The organism is Ruegeria sp. HKCCD7628 (assembly GCF_057221005.1).
The window spans coordinates 46,018-67,712 of record NZ_JBWVBA010000012.1; the positions used below are offsets into that span (position 1 = coordinate 46,018).

Consider the following 21,695-nt stretch of genomic DNA (forward strand, 5'->3'; position numbering starts at 1 on the left):
CTGTCTACCTATTGATTTTCATCGGTTGTCCGGTCGCGTTCTTGCAACGCCCGAATACGCATCCGTTGTGCGGCCTGAATATGCGCGCGCATCTCTGTTTCAGCCGCTGCACCATCGCGGGCCTTTAAGGCAGCCATGACACGCTTATGCTCTGCCACTGCTGTCTCGGCCCGATCACCGTCCAGCAATTGAGATGGCCCAAGGATCAACAGCGCTTTTTGCAAAGACAACATAGACTTGGCAAGAAACCGATTCTTTGCCGCATCCAAAAGTGTGGCGTGAAAAATCCGGTTGATCCGAGCCGCCTCCGAGCCGGTGCCTGCCTCGGCCAAGCGATCGTTCAAAACGCCCAACTCGTCCAATTCGACTTCCGACGCAGCACGCGCTGCTAAACGGGCCGCAGTACCCTCGAGCACCGCGCGCATCTCATAGAGTTCCATTACTTCGGCGTAATCGAGGCTGCGTACGGTTGCGCCCTGCCGGGGCACATGAGTGACTAGCCCGTCGGCCTCCAACTGACGGATAGCCTCCCGCACCGGTGTGCGGCTGACCCCTAATCGTTCTGACAGCTCAATCTCACGCAGGCGTTCGCCAGGCAGCAGTGTGCCCTCGCGAATCTCGTCCAGTAAGCGCTGATACGCAGAATTGCCTTGTGGGCCAGGCTGTAAGGGGTCGTCTTGAATGGTCATCGAGCGCTCACTTGTCTTCTTGCGTCCAATTGTATACATTTGGATACATAGCGAGTCAATATTGTTGGAAGCCGCGCCTTGCCCATCCAAGACAAAACACCCTCTCTCCTGACAAAGCGGGCCGTAACACTGGTCCTTGCACTGCTGGGCACCGGCATTTTTTGGGCATTGAATCTGCCGCTACCCTTTCTGTTCGGCCCAATGAGCGCGTGTCTCATAGCCGCCCTGGCGCATGCCCCAATGGAAGGTTTTGGTCAGGTCTCGGTTGCAGCGCGCACCATACTCGGCGTTGCAGTTGGGGCTTCGATAACCCCTGCCCTGTTTGTAGAATTGCCGAAGATGGCGGCGTCTATCGCACTGGTCCCGTTCTTCATCCTGCTGATCGCGTTGGTCGGAGTGCCTTTCTTTCGCAAGTTTTGGGGATTTGACTCCACGACGGCGTTTTACGCTGCCATGCCGGGCGGACTGCAGGACATGATCATTTTTGGAACCGAAGCTGGCGCCAACCCGCGTACGCTATCCCTGATCCACGGTACGCGCGTGCTGATCATCGTAACTCTGGCCCCGCTATTTCTGACGGTGTTCTACGATGCTCAACTCACCAACCCAATCGGAGAGCCTGCGGGCGACCTGCCGATGCATGAGTTGGCGCTGATGGTACTGGCCGCCCTTATAGGCTGGAAAGGCGGTGAGCGGATCGGCCTGTTCGGGGCATCCATCCTCGGGCCAATGATCCTGACGGCAGCCCTGTCACTGGCGGATTTCATTCATACCCGACCACCCCGCGAGGCCATCCTTGCAGCGCAATTCTTTATTGGCTGTGGAATAGGCGTGAAGTTCGTGGGCGTCACATGGGTCGAACTCCGCCGGGTGGTTGCAGCGGGCTTCGCCTATGTCGTCGTCCTTGCCATCCTTGCAGCCGTTTTCACCGCCGTTGTCACCACACTGGGACTGGGTCAACCGGTCGAGGCCTTCTTGGCCTTTGCCCCCGGTGGACAGGCCGAGATGACGGTACTGGCCATCGTTTCGGGCGCGGATCTGGGCTTTGTGATCACCCACCATCTGACAAGGATCGTGCTGGTTATCATCGGCGCGCCCATAGCGGCCAATCTTATCCTGCGCTGGTCCAAACCTCGGGGTTGATCATGTGAATAGGGGCACCTTCAGCATAGGCATTCACCTGATCAAAAATATCTGCGAATTGCAGGTCGAATTCGTCCACAGTCACAAAACCTATGTGCGGTGTCGCAATCAGGTTTGGGTGCGATAGCAAAGGGTCAGTCGGGTCGGTGAGCGGCTCGGTATCGAAGACATCAATTGCGGCCTTCCCCGGGCGACCGGCGTTCAGCGCGTCCAACAAAGCACCCGGAGCGATCAGCCCGGCCCGGGAGGTGTTCACAAACATCGCGCCCGGTTGCATCTGCGAAAAATCTGACGCTGTGATGATACCGTTCGTGTTGGGCTTCAGGCGGACGTGGACCGAGACAACATCGCTGTTGGCAAAGAACGCTTCGCGGCTTGTGGCAATCTGCACGCCGTCGGCCTGCGCGCGTGCCCGGCCTGCATCCGAAGACCACCAGACCACATCCATCCCGAATGCCTCGGCGTAGCCAGCAACAGCGCGGGCGATACGGCCATATCCATACAGCCCCAACTGCCGCCCTCTCAGGGTCTTGCCAACTCCGGCCTGCCAATGCCCCGCTTTGACAGAGGCCATCTGCGCAGGCAAGTCTCGCATCCCGGCCATGATCAGTGCCCAAGTGAGTTCGGCTGCGGCGTAGGACGGCGTCCCACCATGCATGTTCGAACACAACAACACACCCTGATCTGTACAGGCTTCGACATCGACATGAGGATAAACGCTGCGCTGACTGATAAGTTTCAGGTTCGGTAATTTCTCCAGCAAGGCGCGGGTGACTTTGGTACGTTCACGGAACAGGACAAGCACCTCCGCGTCCTGCAGTCGCTCGGCCAGAGTGTCAGTGTCTTCGACATGATCCGTCCATACCGTCACCTCATGACCGGTGAGTTTATCAAAGCAAGGCGCGCCGCGCAACGTGTCAAACCAATCATCAAGAATGTGGACCTTCATCGGCTTTCTATACCCTGCTCGGTGTTGAGTTTTCTTGGCGTCGGGACAAAATGACATGTGTCGAGAGCAGCAAGTGCATTGTGGACCCGTTCGCTATGATCCAGCAGATGGTTGAACTGCTCATCGCAGCCAGCAATCGGTGTCGGGTAGTCCGCGATGTCCCGCCGAAGAGCCGACTGCGCCAACCTGAGTTCTTGACGCGCGATAGCGAGGCATTCCGAATAGTTGTCCATCGCGTTCTCCCATTATGTATACCACAGTATACCATTTGGGTGACACCTGATCAACTCCCGTTCCAAACAGACTCAGGCACATAAACATGCCCGTCCGCCAGCTTGCGCGCGGTCCGTACTAGGCCCGCCGCGTCCACCGAGAACCCGTCGGCGGTGGAGAAGTCCACCAACACGTCGATCTTGCCCGAAGCGTGTTCCAGAATGACTTCTGCCGGGCTGTTAGTCGGACGATCCAGCAAGCCGTCCGCAACAGTCCCGGGCGTTAAAGCGCAAGAAGCCATGCACTGTGCCCCGGTGACAGCCATGGTCGGGTGGGCCTTCCACGGCATGAAATACCGCACTGCAAGCGTTCCGCCGTCTCTGGCAGGCGCGACTAGGCCGAATTTGGGTGTCACTGACTTGGAAACATCTCCCATGCCCATCTGTTGCCCGGCCTCAATCCGAACAGCCTCCATTCGGTCAAAAAAATTTCTGTCGGCGTCCAACTCTTCAGCGCTTTCATAACCCGTCAAACCGAAGTCGGTGGCGCGGGCGATGGCCATCGGCATGGCGACATCCATGCAAGTCAGTTCGATGCCCTGAACAGTATCGCGCAGGTTGCCCGTAGGCAGGAACGCTCCGGTGGCCGAGCCGACCACGCCCATGAAGCTCAGCTGCACCGGCGCTGAATGACCGGGAACACCGGCAATCTCCGCATCGCCCTCATAGGTCAATTCGCCCCCGGGTGTATTCACCTTGGCTACAACCCGAGCCCCAGTGTTGACGGCCCGAATGCGAATTTCGGTTTCATCGCCTTGCGGATTGAACAGCCCCATTTCGATGGCGGCAGGAGCAACGCCGGACAGGATATTGCCGCAGGTTGGTTTGAAATCGACCAGCTTGTCCTCTACCGAGACCTGCGCGAAGAAATAGTCGATATCGGCCCAGTCATCCTCGCTGACCGATAGCATCGCGACCTTCGTAGTCACCGCCGCGCCGCCGCCGATGCCGTCGATGTTCAGCGACTGCCCGGAACCAAGGGCGGCGATCAGCACCTCGGCCAACGTGTCCAGATCCTCGGGCAAATCTGAGCGGCGAAAATACGGGCCTTTTGACGTACCACCACGCATGAAGATGTAAGGGATTGCGGTTTGAGTCATTTTGAATCCCTCACTTCAACGGCCAGGGTAGGCTGACCATGTCTTGCAACAGACCCGGCGGGAAATCGCGGTTCAGCGCGCCCGCCATCAGGCACATGAAACCGATGCCGCAGGCGGTCAGGATCAGTGTCATCTGCCAGCTTGCCCCGGCGCGGATACGGAAGAACGCTATCAGGAAGCCCAGCAGAGCGAGGATGAAGCCCACCACCCAGGTTGCTGCGATCAGGCTGGCGAACCACCCCAGCGTTGACCACAGACCATGGGGGGCGCTGGCGTCCTCACCGGCGATTTCCTTGTCGGCAAAGATCGCGTCACCTTCGGGACGTCGCATCATCTGGATCAGAAGGATCACGCAACAGAATAGCGAGACGCTGCCGATCACCAGCGGGATGATCTTGTCGGTCATGTTGTAGTCGGGGATCATGTTGGCGTTGACCAAAGCGACGATCAGATAGGCCATGATCACCAGCAGAAAGATAAGCGGCGCGCGTTTGGTACCTGCGTGAACGTCTCCTTCGGACATGATCATCTTGGCTTGTCGGATGCCCAGAATGACTGAGACCACGGTGACCACGATCAGGACGATCACGATCGGGCTGAAGACGTATTCCATGCCTTCGCCAAAGCTCTTACGGAACCGGAACGAAGCGATCTGGAATGCCTGGTTGGTGAACTTCTCAACCGGGTTCGACAGAACGAAACCGATCAGGAAGGCCGGGCGCGACCAGTCGAAACGGCGTAAAAAGATGCCGATCAGGCCGATCACGAACAGGGCCAGCAAGTCTTCGAAGTTTTGGCCGGACTGGAACGCTGCAAAGCTGATCAACATGAACAGGAACGGCGCCAGATAGGTGAAACGGATCGTGGTCAGCTTGGCGATCCCGCCCGAGGCCGCGATGCACAGGATGGTCCCGACGACGTTGGCCAACGCCAGCAGCCAGACGATAGAATAAGTGATGTCGAGATTGTCCTTGAGCATGCTCGGACCGACCTCGATATCGCCCGACCCCAGCAAAGCCACCGCGCCAATGAAAATCGCCATCGAGCCTGAACCAGGGATGCCAAACAGCAGAGTTGGCACCAGTCCTCCGCCCTCTTTGGCGTTGTTCGAGCTTTCCGGGCCGATGACGCCGCGCACTTCGCCTTTGCCGAAATTGCTCTTGTCCTTGGTGGATTGCACCGAGTGACCGTAGGCAATCCAGTCGACAACCGAGCCACCGAGGCCCGGAATGACCCCAACAACCACACCGATTATCGAACAACGAACCGACAGCCAGATATTGGCGAACCAGTCTTTGACCCCGTCCAACCAACCGGCGCCCAGCGAGGCTCCTTTGGCAATTGACCGATCCTGCCGCAGCAGTGAAACGATCTCGGGCACGGCAAAGATACCCAATCCCACGATGACCAGTTTCAGACCGTCCGTCAGGTAGGGAATGTCATAGGTCGCCATGCGCAGTGAGCCGCCCGCGTCAGCCTCACCAATCGTGCCAACCATCAGGCCCAGACCGGCGGCAGCGACGCCTTTCAGTGGGATGCGTCCTGCCAAAATGGCAACCATCGACAAGCCCAGAATGGTGATCATCAGCATCTCGGGCAGACCAAAGGCCAGAACGATGGGCCGCGCGACCAGGATGAACATGGTCAGAAAAGTTGCGCCGACCAAACCGCCGAAAAGTGATGAAGCAAAGGCCGCTGACAGGGCCCGCGCAGCCTCGCCCTTTTTCGCCATAGGGAAGCCGTCCAGCACGGTTGCCTGCGAGGCTGAGCTACCGGGGATACCCATAAGAACTGATGCAAAGGTGTCAGAGGTCGGAACCACCGCCACCATCCCGATCATCAGGGCCAGACCCAGGATGGGATCCATGCCGAACATGAAAGGCAGCAGCAGCGAAAGGCCGGCGATGCCACCGAGGCCCGGAAAGACGCCCACGGCCAACCCCATAACGACGCCGAGAATGAGATACCCCAGAACGATGGGTTGCAGGATCAGACCCCACGCGTCGCTGAGCGCAGGTAGAGCGGTGGCGAAAACCTCCATAGCGGCCGCCTTTCATAAATTGTCTTGTACTTAGAAAAGCGCGCGCCCTTCGTTGGGCACGCGACGACGTGTCGGCTTAATTCAGTTCGACGCCGTAGGCCTCTTTCAGCCAGTTCAGGACGTATTGCTTGGCATTGTCATCCACATTTGTCGCTGTCTGCAGTGCCGCTTTCGAACCGTCACCTACAAACACCGGATACTTGCCGACGCGCTTCGAGGAGATATCGGCAAAATCGCCCCGCTCGGTCACAGCTTGGAACGCTGCGGTATAGGCGTCGACGACCTCTTGCGGCGTGTCACCGGGCAGGAAGGCCAGCTTCTGAACCGGGAAACCTGCCACAAAGAAGGCTTTCCATGCGTCCCATGCTTCGCCGCTGGTTTCGCAGCCATCGGTGGCCTCACAGACCTCCTTGAAAGTCGGAATGTCCGGGAAGGTTGGATCGCGCACGATGTTGCCATCGGCGTCCAGCGCACCCCACGTCATCATCGGCACAGCTTGACCAGCCTCAACCAGCGGGGCCGAGCCGCCCAGATAGCCCGAGGATGTCTGGTAGTCGATATTGGCCTCACCACGTTCGAACATCAGGCGACCGTCACCGCGGCCCTTAATGCCAAAGACCGGCTCAACATTCATGCCCAGCATCTGCCAGGCCAGCAGCGGCACAAGGTCTAAACGGGTCGCGCCCTGCGAGCCGTAGATGAAATTGGTGTCTTTCAGCGCATTGGCGGAACCATCAAACTTGGCCCCATCTTCGGCGTTCAGATAGGCGACACCGCCGGTGCCCGACGCCATAACCGGAATCCAATCGTTGTATTCATAGCGCACACGCGGGTCGCTCAGCAGATACGGGAACTGTGTCGAGCCAGAGGTGCCGAACAGCAGAGTGCCGTCGTCATGGCTCTGCTCCTGAAACCAGTTAGCACCCTTGGTCGATCCTGCACCGGGCATGAATTTAACCACAACGGTTGGCTGACCCGGCAGCGCCTCGGACAGAAGCGGGGCAAAGAAGTTGGCCCATTTGGCCGACCCACCCGTTTCCGAGAACGGAATGACCCATTCGACGGTCTTGCCCGAGAAATCGACCTCGGCAGCGGCAGGCGCGGCGAGTCCGGCGGCGGCGATCAGCCCCACGAAGGCGCGACGAGTGAAGTTGGAAATGGCCATTGGTTCCTCCCTGTTGACCAGACAACCACGTTGACGCCCTCCGCGCCACCGTGATCGCAAATAGAACTGTGGGGTTGATTCCCCCTCCCATCTGGCAATCATGGACCGCCAACCTTGCGCGAAACTTGCAGGAGCCCGAATGCGGATCGTAATCGTCGAGGACAATGAGACCCTTGCTAACGCCATTGCCTATCGCCTGCGGGATCGGGGCCATGCTGCTGACGTGCTGACAGATGGCGATGCCGCCGATCTGTATCTGGAACAGGAAGGTGCAGATCTGATCGTTCTGGACATCAACCTGCCGGGTCGGTCAGGTCTTGAGATCTTGCGGTCGCTGCGCCATCGGGGCGACAGTGCGCCTGTTATCCTGCTGACCGCGCGCACCGAGACCAGCGATCGCGTATCAGGCCTGGATATGGGCGCTGATGACTACCTAGTGAAGCCCTTCGAGATGGACGAACTTGAGGCCCGCATCCGCGCCCTGTCCCGCCGCAAACAACTGGAGTACGGCACGCGTGAGACCATCGGAGACCTGGAATTCGACCGCACCGCCCGGCAGGTCAGCGCAAAGGGCCAAGTGCTCGATGTGCCGCGTCGGGAAATGGCAGTGCTTGAATGCCTGTTGGAACGACGTGGCCGGATCGTCCCCAAAAGTCAGTTGACCGACTACGTCTACGGCGTGGGCGCCGATGTTGACGATTCAGCCGTCGAGCCGCATGTGTCACGACTGCGAAAGCGCCTTCAGAATTTTGGCATCCAGATCAAGACGGCCCGTGGCCTTGGATATCTGCTTGAGGTGAAAAAGTGATCCGGCACGGTTCGCTCAGGCTTAGGCTTTTCATTCTGATCCTGACGCCATTAGTGCTGCTCGCAATCCTGCTTGGGTACTGGCGCTACACGGTTGCTCAACAAACGGCACAGGAGCTTTTTGACGACAGCCTGTTGTCCGCCGGTCTGGCCATTTCACGCGATGTGGCGGTGTCAGAAGGCGATGCCTTGTCGCCCACCACGCGCAGCTTGATCCGCGACGCGTCAGGCGGAGAGATTTTTTATCACGTGACCGGACCCGGCGGTATTTACGTGACCGGGTACGCGTATCCCCCGGCCACAGAAAACCCGTCGGAGCAAGACATTTACCAACCGCATTTTTTCGAAGCTGTTTACCGCAGCGAGCCGGTGCGTGTGCTGAAAATGACCGAACGGGTCACACTGGGTAATCTGGCGGGCGATGCGACGGTCACGGCATGGCAACGTCTCGCGGATCGCAACAACTTTGCCAATGAACTGTCGATCCGCGCCGCGATTCTGATGGGGATCCTTCTGGCCACGCTTGCCGTTGTCGTCTGGTTCGGTGTCGCGCGTGGCTTGCGGCCATTGCTGGATCTACAGGACGCCATTGATATTCGCTCACCCGACGACCTCAGCCAGATCAAACGCTCGGTCCCTGTCGAAGTGCATGGAATTGTCCGAACACTGAACCGACTGTTTGGGCAGGTCGAACACAGCATTAACGCCCATCAAGTGTTTATCTCTGAAGCCGCGCATCAGCTACGAAATCCGGCAGCCGCAGTCCAGTCCATGGCCGAGGCTCTGCGCGATGCAAAAACGGATGAGGACAGGGCCAAACGCATTGTTGAGCTTGTGGCAGCCGCAAAGAATTCGGCCACAGTCGCGGATCAGTTATTGTCATTGGAACGGCTACGGCAACCTACGCATCAAGATCAGATGGAGAAGATTGATTTCCGCTTGGTCGTCGAAGAGGCTTGCGCGGAAATGGGGGTGCACATCCTCGCAAAAGGGATCGATTTTGAGGTGTCGATGCCGGGCTCGGCAATTATGGCTTCAGGAGATCAGGTCTTTTTGACTGAGGCCATAAAAAACCTGCTGGATAACTCAGTTAAGCACGGTGGTACTCAGTTGAGCCGAATTTCTGTCACGCTGCGCCGTGATGGCGGGCACGTAAAGCTTACGGTGGCCGATGACGGAACAGGTCTTTCGCCCGACCAAAGCGAAGCAGCATTCAGTCGGTTTTCGCAGCTGGAGTATTCCCAAGGCAGCGGTTTAGGGTTGTCAATTGTTTCAGCGGTGGCGGAGCGCCATCGAGGAACGGTCGCAATCAATCAAGTCGAAAAAGGAGCGAGCATTACACTGGAGCTCCCAATAGTCCTGTAAGTCGTTTCGGTTTTTAGGAGCCCGAAACACTTCATGATCAAAGCGCATTCTTTACTACTGCAACTAAGTGCCTCTCCGTTACGCATTGCAATTGTCGTCGCACAGCACCCTGAATGGCCGGTTTCGCAACCATTGGATGATTGGCAAGATCATAACGAACCGCGAACACCGTTGAAGCCGTTTTATGTGAAGCGATCTCTGGTTGCGTAGTGGTCATTCAGTGGAACAAGTACGAAAGGCTGCCTCTTGGAAAAAACGGTCTTTTGATCATTCGACGCGAACTTGCCTTGTTGCGGTGCGTAGAGACATTGATGCGACGGCAGGTTGAACTTTCCTGCCAGTCCTATCGTATGTTAAACAACTATGTTCCATGTACATTCGCCAATGCCTTCGAAAGCTGGACTATTCGGGATCGGCCAGCGATCGAAAGCCGCCAACCCACTACGCCAGCGGTTTAGCCTCAGAGCTTTCGGCGCGTTCGACCTTGCCGATCAGAATTCGGTGCGTGCCGAAGGAAACAGTTTGGATGTGCAAGCAAGTAAAAATTGCTGTCGCGCCAGATAGAACCGGCAGGCCTGTCTGTTGATCAACCATCCAACGCACAGATGCGAAGTTACGCTGACCCACGAATTCGGAGGCACCGGCAAAGGCAAGCGCCAGCTTGTCATGCTGCTGCGCGATGTAGTTGACACAATAAACACCGTGTTCCTTAATCATCTCCAGAATGCGGCTTTTCTTGTTGATACAAATCAACACTGCTGGTGGCGCCGCCGTTAGGGAACAAACTGCGCTGACGGTGGCGCCATAGGGACGGTTTTCGCCGCTTTGCGCATTGCGTTTGTGAATTCGGTCGGGGCCAACATTTCGCCCCTTTCTGTTTCGAACCCTTCTGCCGGTGCCACCGCCTTGATCACAGGAACGAATTACTTACGCTTTGCCCAACGAAAACTTATGCAGGTATGTGTTGCGACATGCCCTTTAAAACAAATTGGACCTTCTTCGGACCGGTGCATTGTCAAGACTTGAACCGGTTGGCTTTGACAGCAACCGAATGCGGCGTCTGCTGCCGCCGTTGCAGACTTTGATCGCCTTTGAGGCCGCCGCACGAGCAGCCGTTCCATAGGTCATGACCGCCTGAAAAGCCTCGACTTGGCGAATGTCCATGGCTGCCCCATTCCTTTTTGGCATACGTTAATCCAGATTTTCTGTTAATGGAGTTGCCTGATGCAGCGGTCGCAGGCCCCAAATGTTTAGGACCCCGTCAGACCACCAGGCTTGATCCAGATGCTTTGATCAGTGCTATAAGCACATAACCGGACAATTGTTCGACGTATGCGTCGGTTCAGGATCGGAGGCGCTCCAAGTGCTCAACCAAAACGCTTCATTTTGGGGCCCTAACGGTCTTCTCTGCACTTTCCGGGGGCGTTTGATCCGGTTTTCGAGTCTGACCCTATTGGTCATCGGCGCATTTCTGGCGGCAATTTCGTACCCTCACTCTGCGCACGCCTGCCCGGTTTGCGTCACGTTACCAAACGCATCGCTTGCCGATCATTTGATCGGGGCCGAGATCATCGTATTGGCTGCTCCGTCCGCCGAAAATCCATTTAGTTTTGCCCCGGTGAAGCTGATCAAAGGGACCCAACAGCGCCTCGAACGAGCGCCCGAGATTCCGTTTCTCATCGACAGCACAACCCGGGCGGCCTTTCGCACTGATCCGCAAATGCGCATTCTCTTTACCTACGGAGCTGTCAACAAAGATGCCGCGGGCCGCAGTTTTTCGCGCAGTTGGAAGAGAATTTTCACACTGACCCCCGAAAGGGAGAAATTTCTGGAAAGCCTTGAAGCTGCGGCAAAAATTTGGAAACCTGACGACGTAAGTTCTCCGGAGCGTGCCGCGTTTTTTGTTCACCACATAACCTCCGATGACCCCGTACTGCGCGACACTGCGTTGATTGAGATGGATCGAGCGCCATATTCTGTAGTCCAGTCACTTCGCCCAAGGGTGCCAAAAGATCAGCTGCTGAACGAGTTTCGCAATATTTACCGTATCAGTTTTGTTCCTGTCTCGATTCGACTGTTGGGTCTGCAGACAGGAGATGCCGAGGCGGTTTCAGTCGTTAGGTCTCGGTACCCACGCGCATTGCGTTCCAGTGGAGGTTACGTATACGAATGGGCGCTGGCCGGAATTGAAGTCGATCGATCGCAAGCAGTGGAAGCCATCGATAATGCGCTGAAAATGAAGAACCGGAATTTGGAAAGCAAGCGCGGTCTTATTCGGGCATTAGCGGATGGCGGCACGGCTCTCCCAAGCCTTCGAGGCCAAATTGTTAAAGTCTTTTCCACTGAGTTGAATAGCAGCGGCGACTTGGCGTTGGATGTCGCTATCGTCGCTCGTAACTGGAATATCGCAGAATTGGATGATCAGCTTTTGGCGATGCTGGAGAACGAAGACACCGATCCAGTGACCCGATTTGTTATTGAAACCAATATCTCTTCAAACCAGTGAACCCCGAGGCTTTGGGGTGGCCAGAGAACCAGCAGCATCGCTTAAGCCTTACGGCTTAGCCAGTCCAAGACCCTCTGCGCCGTCGCCTGCCATGTGTGGTCAGACTGAGGGCAATGGCGGCCACAAAGCACGTTTTCGACGATCCCAGGGTCATGGGCGGGATCTGTTGCGAAGTCTCTGACTGAACGAAGATTTTATACCTAAACTGCCACTTGTACTGTCAGTTATGCAAATTGAGCGATCGGACAGATGCCTGACTCAAGTTGAGCTTTGTAAACCAAGTGCATCACTTCAATGTCGCCCACTGTAGCAGGCGCTGAAGCATAGGCCTTGATCGAAACGTCCGATTACTTGGAAACGACGATCCATTTGCCAAGCGCAGAGAAGGTTAGCTTTCCGCCCGATTAACTAGAATAGCAACGCGTCCTGGCGCAAAAAGTACCGGCGAGGTCTGCACCGCCGCGATTGTTTTTGGGGCTGCAGGATTTGGACAAGCCACCCCCCTGGCCATCAGGGATAAGACGCTGCCTTCCCCCTCGGGCAGCCGCAGGCGTTTTTGTGCTGTCTGGTGCATACAGTGTACCCGGCCTGTCCTCATGCATCGTCAAAGACTTGATCGACGGTCTGGATGAGATCGACCTGATCGACATTGCAATTCTGCCGGGCATGGCCTATTCCGCACTCCACCTGCTCTCTAAGGCGCTCTATCCCTTCGGAAGCGATCGCTGCGGCATGGAGGTGAGTGATTCCGGGAAGCTCGATGGGCATCTTATAACCCACACATGGAAGTTGATCGCGGAGAAAGGGCACGGACCGTTTGTGCCTGGCGTTATGTGTCGCGCAATCTTGCGGGAGCATGCCAACATCTATGTCGGTGCGCGCCCTTGCCTGGCATAGCTGCCAAGGCCGATAGTTGAACGCGCGATGGGAGATATGGAGATTCGAACCGGGTTGGTTGAATTGCCTGATCAACACGCTTTTGTTCCGCGACGCGCTGACAAGGCGGGCAGATACCTTGGGCAGCCAGATAGATCTGGAGATAAAATCTAGTATGGACAACTACCCAACCTTTTGGACGTTTCGTCGATGCCCTTACGCGATAAGAGCCCGGCTCGCACTTGCGAGTTCAAGTGTAAAAGTCGAGCTGCGCGAAGTTCTCTTGCGGGACAAACCAGAAGCTTTCTTGCAAACATCTCCGTCCGGCACAGTGCCCGCGCTTCGACTTCCAGACAAAGTCATAGATGAAAGCTTGGAAATCATGGTTTGGGCGCTCCAACAAAATGACCCGCAACGGCTTTTGGACATGCCCTCTGAAGGCTGGGACCTAATTTCGGCAAATGATGGCCCGTTCAAAACTGCACTGGATCACACAAAATACGCTACGCGTTATCCGGATCTAGACTTCAATGAGGAACGCAAGAAAGCGATGGGATACTTGCTCGACCTCAACGAACGGTTAGTTGGGCGGGCCTGGCTTTTTGGGGAGAGACCCACCCTGGCCGATGTAGCGCTTCTGCCATTTGTTCGCCAGTTTGCACATATAGACAGGGCTTGGTTTGATGCACAGAAGTGGCCAAGTTTAATCGCTTGGTTGGATCAGTTCCTAAACAGTGAAGCTTTTTTGCTGGTGATGAGAAAGTATGCAACTTGGTCAGAAGACGATGCGCCGATTTGGTTTAACGGCTGAATGCAACAAGTCATATTCGGCCCAAACTGGGCTTTGAGTGGGGTCTGGGTCGCCGCGATGCGGTATTCGCTGAAGCTGACATTCGCAGCAGGTATTGAGCTTCCCCAACTGAACTGGTCCACCACTATGCTTGCGCCATTTATAGCGGTAGCAAGAAGCTTTTCATAAATCGCATGATCCCTGTCCCCGGACCATCTCCACGGCGGGTTGAACTATCCCAGACGACTGCATCTTTTGGCGCTGTTTTGAGATTGTATCCACTTAAGAAAGTGTCCATCGTTGTAAGAGCGGCAAAAATGCTGAATCTTGTACTGCTACCCCAGGCGACCAGCTTGGGCATTGGAGCAGGTTTTTCCGCCTCAGATGAAGGCGTAAGACGCGCAGCCGCGGTGGTTCGAAGGATCAGGGTTCCTGGACCTTCTGCATAATAGTAGATCATACGCCCCAGTATCAGCGTCGAAAGACCCAGACTGGCAATGCGTCCCATTTTCAATGTTTCGCTCATTCCGACGAAATCTGAAAACCTTAAAATCACACGCTCACCAGGTTGAAGGGACCAAGAAACAAGTTCTGCAGGCTCGTCGACTTTCAGTTCCGCGTCAAATTCATCGGGTTTCTCTGCGCGGTTGCCCTCAATCCGATTCATCGCCCATGTACCGCTGGCAATGCGTGCGACAGGCATTCGAAACCCAAGCGGGCGGCGTCGGGCGGGCGGAGGCCCTTCCAACGTTACGCCCCAACGCGCTACAAAATACGCATCTTTTTCGGTAATGGGGATGCGGTAGTGCTGCCCATGGTTAGCCAAAACAGACGCTGAAGATGGGGGGTCATCTGGCAGAAACTGTGCATGCAGACTGGCGGCCCCGTTTGGCGCAAATATCACGCGCGAGAAAACAATAAGGAAAGTCTTGAGCAGAATAATGACACTGTACAACGTCAAAAGCAGCGATACGTTGCGCCAGGTTCTAAAGCCGCCTGTTACGGTCGATGTGGTTGTCGTGTGCGTGGTTAGATAAACCTGTTGGTAGTAGCTTTGAACCCGGGTTGAAGCATCTGACACGTCATCAGCCAGAGCGACATCGCTGGGGCAGTTTCGGGGCCTGTTCGGGTCAGACGATGCCAGAGTAATGCATCCCGCAAAATCGGTGGTGCCGTCTATCATTCCGGTCCGCGCATCCACCATCATCTGGTTGGCCCCTTCGACGATCCATTCCTTTGTCTTGCAGACAGGATCAAGTGGAAAGCACCAGCCCGGCTTTTCCAACAAGGGCAAAACCTCTTTGGGAAAGGCTGTATTCATCTGGTCTTTTACAGCTAGGGGTACACGAGCAAGGTCGTTCTTTGCGTCCCGTTCAACCGTCTTAAGGTTGAGACTCACACGTTTATGCACCGAAATCAGATACAGATCCGACCACTGATTGATAGCGCGTTCCAGCGGGTCCGCGCTTGGATAGCTACGGGACCAAGATTTGACGTACGGAACATGGCTGTCTTGCGCCATCGGCTCGTTTTCGATCACCCAGATAATTGCCCGGTTTTCTAACTCGGCCGTCCGGCGTTCAACATCGGCAACCATCTGTGGTTCGATCCACAAATTTACGAGCGCCCACCAAAACCCACCGAAAAAAACAAAAACAGCCAATGCAGGGCTCCAGAGTCGTAATGTCTTGCGACTGGCGGAGCGTAGATCCGATTTAGAAAGTGTTGTGACAAACTGCCAGTTGTCACGGACCATCATCCACAGCATTCGAACCAGCACCGATATCGTCAGGAACAACAGTGCGTTCACCGGTTTGGGTTGATAGCCAAAAAACATCATACCCAGCAAGCTGGTACCCGGCGCTGTACCGAAAAGTTGCGTAATCTGTGACCCAGCTACATCCAGAAACAGAATAGTGGTAAACCCTATGAATGACGTGGAAAGCAAATGACCGTGGCGCAGAAAAAGATAGGTGCATGCGGCAGCAAGAGCGGCATAAATCACGTGCGTGGTCATCTCAAATGCGCCGCCGGCCCCCATCGAATTGAACTGATAAATCAGCGACGACCACAACAAAAAGGCCGGAATTGGCCAAAGCGACAAACGCCCGAGCCGGATGACTAGGCCCGCGGAAACAAGCCCTGCCAACCCCAAAATACCAATGGCCGGATGCCCCCAACCACGCTGCTGATAAAGCGTTATTTGATCGGTAATCGTCGTCAGAACACCCGTCTTGCCAGTGGCCACCGGGTCCAGCACAAATGCATAGGACGCCAACATAGGGACCCAGCCAATAAACAGCAGGAACCAGAGGAGTTCTTGAAAAAACCGAGATTGTTGCGTTTCGATTTTGTTCAGCTCCTTGCAAAAGCGCTTCAAAAAATAATCGAATACATAAATTTCTAACGGCAACTATGGCGTCTGTGCTTAATTCTGACAAGATGGCATCCAAAGCACACTGAAAATGGCCTAGCTCACCGTGGGTTGGGCATTAAATACCCTGTTCTAAGGCCAAGTCTTGAATACCAGAGTCTGTGACGCCGCCCGTGCCTTCGATCAGAGCGTTGTTTACTTTGGCCCTATGGTTTGCATACGATTTCGATGAATTTTCCTGAAGTTTTTACGAAAGGTTTATTGTCATGACCGAGACGCTCAACTTGCACAAATTTGAACATCTTAGCCCTTTTCAGATCAAAGACGAACTCATCAAGCTGGCTCAGAAAGAGTCGCATCAGATGGCCCTGCCCTATCTGAATGCAGGGCGTGGGAATCCCAACTGGATCGCAACCAAAGCACGCGAGGCGTTCTTCCTGCTGGGCCAGTTTGCGATGACCGAGGCAAAACGGCACCGCAATGAACCTCAGGTCGGGTTGGCCGGAATGCCTCAAGGCAACGGTTCTTACGTGAGGTTGAAAGCCTATTGCGCCAATTCTTTGGAACAGAATGGACCTCCAGGTGCCGACACGCTGGCGGCAATGGTGGATTACGCCGCTGAAAAATTTGGTTTCACGCCTGACGACTTCGTCCTTGAACTAACCGATGGCATTGTGGGCGACCACTATCCAATGCCTGACCGATGCATGAAACACAACGAAGCCATTGTGCACGAATACATAATGTGGGCGATGTGCGCCGGGCATCGGCCCGAGGCAAAATTCGACATATATGCTGTCGAAGGTGGTACCGCCGCGATGTGCTATATTTTCAAGGCGCTTAAAAACCAGCGACTGCTTAACGCAGGCGATACAATAGCTTTGGGCACACCTATCTTTACGCCCTATTTGGAAATGCCGCTTTTGGAAGACTACGGGTTGAACGTGGTCGACATATCGTCAGAGGAAGAACACCATTTTCAGTTGACGGATGATCATCTGGAGCTCTTGGCCGACCCGAAGGTCAAGGCACTTTTCCTTGTCAATCCAGGCAACCCTTCGTCGGTTGCGATCAGCCCCGAGGTCATGGCCCGGCTGGTGCATTTCGTCAATACCCGACGTCCGGATCTGATTATCCTGACCGATGATGTCTATGGCACCTTCGTGCCAGACTTTCAGTCGGTGATGGGACATTTGCCGGAAAACACGATCGGCGTTTATTCTTTTTCGAAGTATTTTGGGTGTACCGGTTGGCGTCTCGGCGCAATCCTGGTGTCTGAAAACAACATCTTCGACAAAATGATCGCCCAAGCCCCAGCGGATACGCGTGCAGTCGTTGAAGCGCGATACGAAACGCTGACCCCTGATCCGTCCTCGTTCAAATTCATCGATCGAATTGTGGCGGACAGCCGAGATGTCGCGTTGAATCATACTGCGGGTTTGTCTCTGCCACAGCAAGTTATGATGACGCTGTTTTCACTTGTTGAACTAATGGACGAAGAGAAAAAATATCAGGCGTTTTGCTGGGGTATTCTCGATCACCGTTTCAATGAGCTGGTCGAAGGTTTGGGGATCGAGGTTTCTGACAATCCGCTTTTCGACAAGTATTACGGCATTATCGACTTTGAATTCTGGCTAAGGAAATATGTAGGTGAAGAGGTTGTGGAGTGGATTAAGGAGAACGTTCACCCTCTGGATATCTCATTCAAACTGGCGCAAGACCATGGGATTGTTCTGCTCAATGGGTCGGGCTTTGACGCACCAAACTGGTCGGCACGTGTCTCTTTTGCCAATCTAGATGACAGCGCCTATCGCCAGATCGGCCGGGCAGTTCGGGCGGTCGCGGTTGGCTATGTGCAAGCCTACCGCGCCGCGAAAGGCCTGCCACTTCACGGTTAGTTTGCGACTACGAACGCTTTGATCAGGGAACAAAGGCCACAACAAGCGGGCCCCAGAGCGTTAAAAAGATATTGGCGACCGCGTAAGTCATCGTAAACGCGGGGGTTGGCGTCGCGTTTCCGGTTTTTTCCAACAACGTCGCAAAGCCTGGGTTGCCTGAGCGGGATCCGGTTACGACCGCGCATGCCTCGACCGGGTTTTTTATGCCCAGAATAAAGTAGTTGATCGTGAACTGCACAATCATCGGCATCAAGGTGACGACCACACCCAGCAGGAGCAAGGTAATGCCGTATTGCTGGATGGCTTCCAGCGCCGGTTTGCCAGCATTCAAGCCAACAACGCCGACAAATACCGCCAGTCCAAAGCTCTGAAGGAAGTTTGCAGCGCCGTGGTTGATGCCACCAATCTTGGGTCGACGAATGCGCAGATAGCCAATGATCAATCCGGTCACAAGACAGCCAAGCCCCGACCCAAGTGCGACCTTCGTTCCAGCAATGACAAAGCTGATCTCACCAATCAGGTAACCGATGGCAACACCAATACCCAGAGCGATGAAGTTCGTAGCCGAGGCCGAGGGCGGCACGTAGCCTGCCAATTTGGCCACCCGGTTCAGGTCATCTTTGTGGCCAACGATGCTGATCTCGTCACCAGCGTGGAGTTCCGTATTGTGCAGTACCGGCACGTCATGACCCATACGCGTGATCTTTGAGATGTGAACTCCACGACGCTGATCGGCGGTCAATGCAGCCCTCAGTTCTGCCAGAGTTTTTCCTGTCAGTTTGCGATTGGTGATGATCACGTTGCGGCGTTCCGCCACGACAACCAATTCCGGTGGATATTCCCCGATTTCGCCGCTTGCGGTGTCTTCGAAACTGGTAAGTGAGGCGACAAGGCCCGAGACAACGATTACATCACCTGCCCCGACAACGGTTTCAGGTTCAGGCTCTACCGGAATTCCGTTCTGCATCAGCTTCTCGACAATCAGATCGCCGCCATACCGTTCCTCGATGGCCTTGACAGATTGCCCGGCAAGTTGCGCATCAGCAGTCACTTGATAGGCGCGCGCCTCAAACCGGTTCATTGGAAGAAACTCACCCTCCTCCAGTTTGCGACCGCCGCCGCTGAGTTTGCTGGCCAGTTTGATCGCTTCTTGCCGAAGATCGCAGCGCAGAATGATAGGAATGACGCTGACGGCCAGAATCGGCCCAATTGAACCAAAGATATAGGTAACCGAGTAGCCAACCGCGATATTGGTTTTTAGCTTTTCCGCTTCATCTGCCGCGAGCCCTAGCAAATCAATCGCGTTGCCCGCTGTGCCGATGATCGCCGACTGCGTCAGCCCTCCGGCAGCCAGTCCAGCCGCAAGCCCTTTGTCCAGCCCCGCCATGCGAGCCACGACGATCACGAAGAAAAGCCCCCAAGCCGTCATCATGAACGCCGCCAACAGTTTTGTCAGAGCCGAGCGGTTAAGGGCGGCAAAGAATTGCGGCCCGCCGTTATAGCCAACCATAAAAATAAACAGGGAAAAGAAGACGTTTTGCACATCAGTGCTTAGGGTAATGCCGCCGATCTGGCCTACAAAAACCGCGACCAGAAGGGTTCCGGCAATTCCGCCCAGTTCAAACTTTCCAACCCTGAATTTCCCAATGCCGTATCCTAGACCCAGGCAAAGGAAAAGCGCCATAATCGGAAACGCGCGGAGTTGTTCTGCTAAAATATCCATATCGAAATCCCCAGAGCTTCACACTGGTCAACTTAATTCAAGATACAGGGACTGATGATTTATAAAATACTAAATTTTGATTTCGACCACAGGCACAAGGTTACATGTGGCGCAGTGCTTAATTAACTGCGCCACGAGCTACAGACTTACCCCTTCGATCGGAAGGCCAGAAAAGCCATCACTGCAACGCCAGCGAGGATTAAGAAAACCTCACTGCCATGTGTGTGAAACGCGTGATCGGTGTGGGCCATCGCGGGCGTTGCGGCCAATGCGGCTAATGATGCGAGTCTTACAGATTTCATGCTTCGATCTCCTGTTTGCGTTGGTGAAGAAAGTCGCGGATGTCTAAAGTGGATTTATCATCCATAGAGACATAGATCAGCGACATATTGGTGCGCTCCTGCACCATCTGACCGGGGAAGGGCAGATAGCTCAGCTCGCGCGAGCCGAATGAAGGCGAGGCGGTGCCCACCTGCCATTCGGTCTTCAATTCGATGTCGATCAGTTTCAGCGCCTTGGCGCCGTCCTTGGACGGGCGTTCAAAGGGGACACCGGCCAGTTTCAGATAGCTGGTTTTGTCACCGGCCTGCAGGAAACCGTCAATGAATTGCGTGGCTAGAACCTGCAGGTCCGCTGCCTCATCCTCGTGATGCATGTGGCTGTGCAGGTGGTCGCCATGGGCGTGGTTGTGGCCATGCCCGTGATGGGCATGGTCATGATCGTGGTGGTAATTGTGTGGGTGATCATGTGGCATTCGACCACCTCCGCCCTTCAAATTCGCCGTGAGGGATGGCGACGGGTTTGTCGATGAACTTCTTATGCGCGCCCATCTTGCCGTTCGACACCAACGCGCCGAGAACATCCACGATCACGCGGGTGCCCATCAGGGCGGTGATATCGGATGTGTCATAAGGCGGTGAGACCTCGACCAGTTCCATGCCACAGATGCCTTCGGCAGCGATGCCCGAGGCAAGCGCCAGCGCTTCACGCGGAAGGAAACCGCCGGGTTCAGGCCAACCGGTGCCGGGGACAAAACCGCAGTCGATGCTGTCGATGTCGAAGGACATATAAACCATATCGACACCGTCCCACGCCATCTCCAACGCCATCTCGATGGTTTTGTCGACGCCCATCTTCTCCATATCGCCCATGGTGATGATGTTGGTCTCGCGCTCGCGGGCGACCTTGACGGCCTCACGCGGGACTTGCCAGCCGCCGATGCCGATCTGCACAAGGTTCTTGGCGGGCACATTGGGCAGGTTGGTGGAGTGAAACCACGGAGTCGTGTGCATCCTCTCATCCAAGTCTTTTTCCTGAATATCTGCGTGGCGGTCGAAGTGGACGATGCCGATTTTCTTCGAGGTGCATTCGGCGATCCCGCGCACACAGGGGAAGCCAATGGAATGGTCGCCCCCGATCATGATCGGCAGCGAGCCCGAGCTGAACACATGGCTGACCGCGCGGCTGATCTGGTCAAAGCTTTTCTCGATATTGGCCGGGATGGTGAACACGTCGCCCGCATCGCACAGGGTCATCTGTTCGCGCAGGTCGACCCCGATCTCGTAGTTGTAAGGCGTATATAGCGCCGAGATCTTGCGCACCCCCTGCGGCCCGAAGCGGGTTCCGGGGCGATAGGTGGTGCCGCCGTCAAACGGGATGCCCAGCACAGTGGCGTCATAGTCAGCAACCTCCAGCACGTCTTCGGCATAGGGGGCCTTGAGGAAGGTGTTGATGCCTGCGAAATGCGGCAACTCACCCCGTGCGAATGTGGGGATCGACTTGTCCTCGATGCTGTCAGCGCCGGTCAGGCCCATGCGCAGGGCCCAGCGGCGTTCCTCGTCCCAGCGGCCTTCGGGCAGGTCGGCCTCTTTCTGCATGGCCTTCCAGCCCGCCAGTTTGGTCAGGTCAGGGTGGTGTTGGCGCTTTTCGCGGCGTTCAAGATGAGTGCGCAGGTCCATCGGGTGATGGGACTGCGTGCGCTTTGGATCCGAAAACAC

General features: G+C 55.6%; 19 protein-coding genes. 7 read left to right on the forward strand and 12 right to left on the reverse strand.

What is annotated here, in order from left to right; all coding sequences use genetic code 11:
- Positions 1 to 8 precede the first annotated feature (8 nt).
- Entirely contained in the window at positions 9 to 689 is a 681-nt protein-coding gene (locus AC2TAD_RS19185; RefSeq protein WP_480869671.1) for a GntR family transcriptional regulator, read from the reverse strand.
- A gap of 240 nt (positions 690 to 929) precedes the next feature.
- Here AC2TAD_RS19185 and AC2TAD_RS19190 point away from each other — a divergent pair, with 240 nt between their 5' ends.
- Complete coding sequence (locus AC2TAD_RS19190; protein WP_480869674.1) at positions 930 to 1,832, forward strand: AbrB family transcriptional regulator; 903 nt, start codon at positions 930 to 932, stop codon at positions 1,830 to 1,832.
- On the opposite strand, the gene AC2TAD_RS19195 is transcribed toward AC2TAD_RS19190, so the two are convergent.
- From AC2TAD_RS19195 to AC2TAD_RS19215, 5 genes are all read right to left on the reverse strand, one after another.
- Positions 1,801 to 2,781, reverse strand: a complete 981-nt coding sequence (locus tag AC2TAD_RS19195) for a D-2-hydroxyacid dehydrogenase family protein (RefSeq protein ID WP_480869677.1) — start codon at positions 2,779 to 2,781, stop codon at positions 1,801 to 1,803. The genes AC2TAD_RS19190 and AC2TAD_RS19195 overlap by 32 nt on opposite strands.
- Positions 2,778 to 3,014 (reverse strand): hypothetical protein, encoded by a 237-nt coding sequence (locus tag AC2TAD_RS19200; protein ID WP_480869680.1) that lies wholly within the window; start codon positions 3,012 to 3,014, stop codon positions 2,778 to 2,780. Before AC2TAD_RS19200 ends, AC2TAD_RS19195 begins: the two co-directional genes overlap by 4 nt.
- 50 nt (positions 3,015 to 3,064) lie before the next feature.
- Complete coding sequence (locus tag AC2TAD_RS19205) at positions 3,065 to 4,153, reverse strand: 4-oxalomesaconate tautomerase (protein ID WP_480869684.1); 1,089 nt, start codon at positions 4,151 to 4,153, stop codon at positions 3,065 to 3,067.
- Between the two features lie 10 nt (positions 4,154 to 4,163).
- Positions 4,164 to 6,194: a tripartite tricarboxylate transporter permease gene (locus tag AC2TAD_RS19210; RefSeq protein ID WP_170356254.1), complete on the reverse strand. Its 2,031-nt coding sequence runs from the start codon at positions 6,192 to 6,194 to the stop codon at positions 4,164 to 4,166.
- Positions 6,195 to 6,270: 76 nt separating this feature from the next.
- Complete coding sequence (locus tag AC2TAD_RS19215; protein WP_480869687.1) at positions 6,271 to 7,359, reverse strand: tricarboxylate transporter; 1,089 nt, start codon at positions 7,357 to 7,359, stop codon at positions 6,271 to 6,273.
- Positions 7,360 to 7,498: 139 nt separating this feature from the next.
- Here AC2TAD_RS19215 and AC2TAD_RS19220 point away from each other — a divergent pair, with 139 nt between their 5' ends.
- Complete coding sequence (locus AC2TAD_RS19220; RefSeq protein WP_480869690.1) at positions 7,499 to 8,167, forward strand: response regulator transcription factor; 669 nt, start codon at positions 7,499 to 7,501, stop codon at positions 8,165 to 8,167.
- Positions 8,164 to 9,531 carry a sensor histidine kinase gene (locus AC2TAD_RS19225; protein WP_480869692.1) on the forward strand — a complete coding sequence of 456 codons (1,368 nt, stop codon included), beginning with the start codon at positions 8,164 to 8,166 and terminating at the stop codon, positions 9,529 to 9,531. Before AC2TAD_RS19220 ends, AC2TAD_RS19225 begins: the two co-directional genes overlap by 4 nt.
- A gap of 441 nt (positions 9,532 to 9,972) precedes the next feature.
- On the opposite strand, the gene AC2TAD_RS19230 is transcribed toward AC2TAD_RS19225, so the two are convergent.
- Complete coding sequence (locus AC2TAD_RS19230) at positions 9,973 to 10,455, reverse strand: flavin reductase family protein (RefSeq protein ID WP_480869768.1); 483 nt, start codon at positions 10,453 to 10,455, stop codon at positions 9,973 to 9,975.
- A gap of 439 nt (positions 10,456 to 10,894) precedes the next feature.
- Between AC2TAD_RS19230 and AC2TAD_RS19235 the strand changes: the two genes are divergently transcribed.
- From AC2TAD_RS19235 to AC2TAD_RS19245, 3 genes are all read left to right on the forward strand, one after another.
- Positions 10,895 to 12,037, forward strand: a complete 1,143-nt coding sequence (locus AC2TAD_RS19235) for a hypothetical protein (RefSeq protein WP_480869693.1) — start codon at positions 10,895 to 10,897, stop codon at positions 12,035 to 12,037.
- A gap of 558 nt (positions 12,038 to 12,595) precedes the next feature.
- Complete coding sequence (locus AC2TAD_RS19240; protein WP_480869694.1) at positions 12,596 to 12,934, forward strand: hypothetical protein; 339 nt, start codon at positions 12,596 to 12,598, stop codon at positions 12,932 to 12,934.
- Between the two features lie 58 nt (positions 12,935 to 12,992).
- Entirely contained in the window at positions 12,993 to 13,724 is a 732-nt protein-coding gene (locus AC2TAD_RS19245; protein WP_480869695.1) for a glutathione S-transferase, read from the forward strand.
- A 139-nt stretch (positions 13,725 to 13,863) separates the two neighbouring features.
- Here AC2TAD_RS19245 and AC2TAD_RS19250 read toward each other — a convergent pair whose 3' ends face one another.
- Positions 13,864 to 16,116 carry a hypothetical protein gene (locus AC2TAD_RS19250; RefSeq protein ID WP_480869696.1) on the reverse strand — a complete coding sequence of 751 codons (2,253 nt, stop codon included), beginning with the start codon at positions 16,114 to 16,116 and terminating at the stop codon, positions 13,864 to 13,866.
- A gap of 227 nt (positions 16,117 to 16,343) precedes the next feature.
- Here AC2TAD_RS19250 and AC2TAD_RS19255 point away from each other — a divergent pair, with 227 nt between their 5' ends.
- Entirely contained in the window at positions 16,344 to 17,975 is a 1,632-nt protein-coding gene (locus tag AC2TAD_RS19255; RefSeq protein ID WP_480869697.1) for a bifunctional aspartate transaminase/aspartate 4-decarboxylase, read from the forward strand.
- A gap of 22 nt (positions 17,976 to 17,997) precedes the next feature.
- Here AC2TAD_RS19255 and aspT read toward each other — a convergent pair whose 3' ends face one another.
- From aspT to AC2TAD_RS19275, 4 genes are all read right to left on the reverse strand, one after another.
- Positions 17,998 to 19,698, reverse strand: coding sequence for an aspartate-alanine antiporter (gene aspT, locus AC2TAD_RS19260; protein ID WP_480869698.1), 1,701 nt, complete (start codon positions 19,696 to 19,698; stop codon positions 17,998 to 18,000).
- Positions 19,699 to 19,844: 146 nt separating this feature from the next.
- Entirely contained in the window at positions 19,845 to 20,000 is a 156-nt protein-coding gene (locus AC2TAD_RS19265; protein ID WP_480869699.1) for a hypothetical protein, read from the reverse strand.
- Positions 19,997 to 20,452, reverse strand: a complete 456-nt coding sequence (locus AC2TAD_RS19270; protein WP_480869701.1) for a hypothetical protein — start codon at positions 20,450 to 20,452, stop codon at positions 19,997 to 19,999. The genes AC2TAD_RS19265 and AC2TAD_RS19270 overlap by 4 nt, the downstream gene beginning before the upstream one ends.
- Positions 20,442 to 21,695 carry an agmatinase family protein gene (locus AC2TAD_RS19275; protein WP_209196120.1) on the reverse strand — a complete coding sequence of 418 codons (1,254 nt, stop codon included), beginning with the start codon at positions 21,693 to 21,695 and terminating at the stop codon, positions 20,442 to 20,444. Before AC2TAD_RS19275 ends, AC2TAD_RS19270 begins: the two co-directional genes overlap by 11 nt.

What these genes read in the sequence shown, in the direction of transcription:
- AC2TAD_RS19185 (WP_480869671.1), bottom strand. Translation starts at nt 689, where the DNA reads ATGACCATTCAAGACGACCCCTTACAGCCTGGCCCACAAGGCAATTCT.
- AC2TAD_RS19190 (WP_480869674.1), top strand. Translation starts at nt 930, where the DNA reads ATGGAAGGTTTTGGTCAGGTCTCGGTTGCAGCGCGCACCATACTCGGC.
- AC2TAD_RS19195 (WP_480869677.1), bottom strand. Translation starts at nt 2,781, where the DNA reads ATGAAGGTCCACATTCTTGATGATTGGTTTGACACGTTGCGCGGCGCG.
- AC2TAD_RS19200 (WP_480869680.1), bottom strand. Translation starts at nt 3,014, where the DNA reads ATGGACAACTATTCGGAATGCCTCGCTATCGCGCGTCAAGAACTCAGG.
- AC2TAD_RS19205 (WP_480869684.1), bottom strand. Translation starts at nt 4,153, where the DNA reads ATGACTCAAACCGCAATCCCTTACATCTTCATGCGTGGTGGTACGTCA.
- AC2TAD_RS19210 (WP_170356254.1), bottom strand. Translation starts at nt 6,194, where the DNA reads ATGGAGGTTTTCGCCACCGCTCTACCTGCGCTCAGCGACGCGTGGGGT.
- AC2TAD_RS19215 (WP_480869687.1), bottom strand. Translation starts at nt 7,359, where the DNA reads ATGGCCATTTCCAACTTCACTCGTCGCGCCTTCGTGGGGCTGATCGCC.
- AC2TAD_RS19220 (WP_480869690.1), top strand. Translation starts at nt 7,499, where the DNA reads ATGCGGATCGTAATCGTCGAGGACAATGAGACCCTTGCTAACGCCATT.
- AC2TAD_RS19255 (WP_480869697.1), top strand. Translation starts at nt 16,344, where the DNA reads ATGACCGAGACGCTCAACTTGCACAAATTTGAACATCTTAGCCCTTTT.
- aspT (WP_480869698.1), bottom strand. Translation starts at nt 19,698, where the DNA reads ATGGATATTTTAGCAGAACAACTCCGCGCGTTTCCGATTATGGCGCTT.
- AC2TAD_RS19265 (WP_480869699.1), bottom strand. Translation starts at nt 20,000, where the DNA reads ATGAAATCTGTAAGACTCGCATCATTAGCCGCATTGGCCGCAACGCCC.
- AC2TAD_RS19270 (WP_480869701.1), bottom strand. Translation starts at nt 20,452, where the DNA reads ATGCCACATGATCACCCACACAATTACCACCACGATCATGACCATGCC.